The sequence below is a fragment of the Longimicrobium sp. genome (genome assembly GCF_036554565.1).
In the GTDB taxonomy this organism is placed as follows: domain Bacteria; phylum Gemmatimonadota; class Gemmatimonadetes; order Longimicrobiales; family Longimicrobiaceae; genus Longimicrobium.
Map to the genome: position 1 here is coordinate 1 of NZ_DATBNB010000478.1, position 2,785 is coordinate 2,785.

The following is a 2,785-nucleotide window of genomic DNA, read 5'->3' on the forward strand; positions in this document are numbered from 1 at the left end:
GGGCAGCTCCACCAGCTCCGGCGCGCCCGCCAGCCGCTCCCGCCAGTACGCCAGCTGCCGCTTCAGCTCCCCAGCGTCCTGCTGCTCGCGCTGCCACACGGCGTAGTCGGCGTACTGCACCGGCAGCTCCGGCAGCGGCGACGCCCTGCCCTCGCGGTACGCCTCGTACAGCACGGAGAGTTCGCGGAAGAGCACCCCCATGCTCCACCCGTCGCTCACGATGTGGTGCATGGTGAGCAGCAGCACGTGCTCCTGGGCGCCGATCCGCAGCAGCGCCGCACGGAAGAGCGGTCCCGCGGCCAGGTCGAACGGCCGTGCCGCCTCCTCCGCGGCGCGCCGCCTGGCCGCCGCTCCGCGATCCGCATCGCCCAACCCCGACAGGTCCTCCACCGGCAGGGTGAACCCGCCGAAGGGCGCCACCACCTGCACCGGCGAGCCGTCCACGTCCGCGAAGACCGTCCGCAGCGGCTCGTGACGCCGCACGATCTCGCCGACCGCGCGCTCCAGCGCCGCCGCGTCCAACTCACCCCAAAGACGGTGTGCCGCGGCGAGGTTGTAGACGGCGCTTCCCGGCTCCAGCCGGTCGATGAACCAGAGCCGCTCCTGCGCAAACGACAGCGGCAGCCGCCGGTCCCGGGCGGCGGGCTCGATCGGCGGAAGCTCCGACACCTGCCCCACCAGCTTGCGGGCCCGCGCCATCTTCAGGAGTTCCAGGCGCTGGGCCGGTGTCAGCGTGGTGAGTCGCGCGGCGGAGTTCATGATCTGCGGATACCGCTAAGGAAGGTGTGTGGAACGCGCAGGATCTCCTCGCTCCCGGCGAAGCGGCCGGACGAGGTTTTTTGTACGCCCGCGTGGGTTGCGGCGCGTAATGCTTCGCGGGCGACCTCCCCCGGGAACAGGGGAGGTTGCCGGCGAGCGCTCAGGAAGGGACGCCGCGGCCGCGGGCGCGCACGGCTGGCCCACGGCCAGGCGCCGCCCTCACGCCCCCTCCTCCATTTCGGCCAGGAGCGCCGCCACTTCCTCGTCGCTAAGTCCTTCCAGCTCCGTCAGAGCGCCGGCGACCGCGGCTTCGACCGCGCCCGCCAGGCCGGCGACGGTCGGGGTCTCGAAGAGAACGCGGAGCGGAAGCTCCACGTCCAGGCTCCGGGAGATGCGCGCCAGCACCTGTGTGGCCTTGAGCGAGTGGCCGCCGAGCACGAAGAAATCGTCCTCCACGCCCACCCTCTCCACGCCCAGCACCTCCGTCCAGATCTCCGCGATCATCCGTTCCGTGGCCGTGCGCGGCTCCACCAGCAGGGCCCTGGAGGGCGCCTCCGGATCAGGGAGGGCACGGCGGTCCACCTTGCCGTTCGCCGTCAGCGGAAGCCGGTCCAGCCGCACGTAGGCCGACGGGACCATGTACTCCGGCAGCAGCGCCCTCAGGTGCGCCCGGAGCGCGGCCGCGTCGGGCCCCTCCGCGCCCTCGTCCGAGGGAACCCAGTACGCCACCAGCCGCCGGTCGCCGCCCTCCATCTCGCGCACGACCAGGACTGCTTCCCTGAGCGCGGGATGGGACGTCAGGGCGCTTTCCACCTCGCCCAGCTCCACGCGGAAGCCGCGCACCTGTACCTGCTGGTCGGCGCGCCCCATCGGCTCCACCTCGCCGTCGGGACGGTAACGGCCCAGGTCGCCGGTGCGGTACAGCCGGTCGCCCGCCTCTCCCGTCCATGGGTTGGTGATGAAGCGGTTCGCCGAGAGCGCTTCGTCTCCCAGGTAGCCAGCGGCAAGGTGCGGCGAGCGCATCCAGATCTCGCCCACCTCGCCGATCCCCGCGATCTCCCCCCTCGCGTTGCGGACGAGGAGTTGCACCCCGGGAATCCCGCGTCCGAGGGGGATGATCTCCTTCTGCTCCGCTTGAGGATCGACCACGTGGTACGAGACGGCCCGCTGGGTTTCCGTAGACCCGTAGTAGTTGACGACGCGCAGGTTGGGCGCGAGCGCCGCCAGACGCTGCACGTCGGCGCGCCGGAGGACGTCGCCCACGAAGAAGGCGCGGCGCAGCGAATCGATCCGCTCCCCCTCCGACGCGTCCGCGAGCACCTGGCCCATGGCCGGCGTCAGGTGCGCCACGGTCACGCCTGCCTCGCGCATCCACCTCGCGAGGTAGCCGGGGGTGCCGGTCTCGTCCGGCTCCGGCGCGACGACCGAGGCGCCGAGTTGGAGCGGGGTGAAGACGTCGCGGTGCAGCGGGTCGTGCGCCAGGCCGCTCAGCAGGCTGAAGCGGTCGGACGCGGAGAGGCCGAACTCCGACGCCAGCCAGGGCGTGAAGTGCGTGAGCGACGAGTGCCGCCCCATCACCGCCTTGGGGGTGCCCGTGGTCCCCGAGGTGAACGAGAGGTACGCCAGCGTATCCGGACCGACCTCCACGTTCAGCGGATCGCCGGCAGAATCCATCGCGTCCGCGGGCTCTTCGCTCCGCGGGTGGAGGACGAGGGTCGTCCGGAGGGTTTCCGCCAGCACCGCCGCCACCTCGCCGGGCAGATCGCCCGCGGCGGAGAGATGGATGTGCGCAGCGGGACGAGCGATGCGGGCGTACTCGGCCAGGCGCGCCGCCGGATAGGAGGGATCGAGAACCAGGAAGGCCGCGCCGCTCTTCATCGTCCCCAGCAGCGCACGGACCAGCGCGGCACTCCGGTGGCCGGTGATGGCGACGACGTCGTCCACGCCTACCCTGGCATCCGCCAGCGCGCGGGCGATGCGGTCCGTCGCCGCGTTCAGCTCGGCGTAGGTCCACCGCTCGCGCGGG

At 72.3% G+C, this 2,785-nt stretch carries 2 protein-coding genes; both read right to left on the reverse strand.

The window, feature by feature from the left end:
- Window positions 1–759 (reverse strand): condensation domain-containing protein (locus VIB55_RS13075; protein WP_331877094.1); only part of this gene is annotated, 759 nt, incomplete at its 3' end.
- A 219-nt stretch (window positions 760–978) separates the two neighbouring features.
- Window positions 979–2,785 (reverse strand): amino acid adenylation domain-containing protein (locus VIB55_RS13080; RefSeq protein ID WP_331877095.1); only part of this gene is annotated, 1,807 nt, incomplete at its 5' end.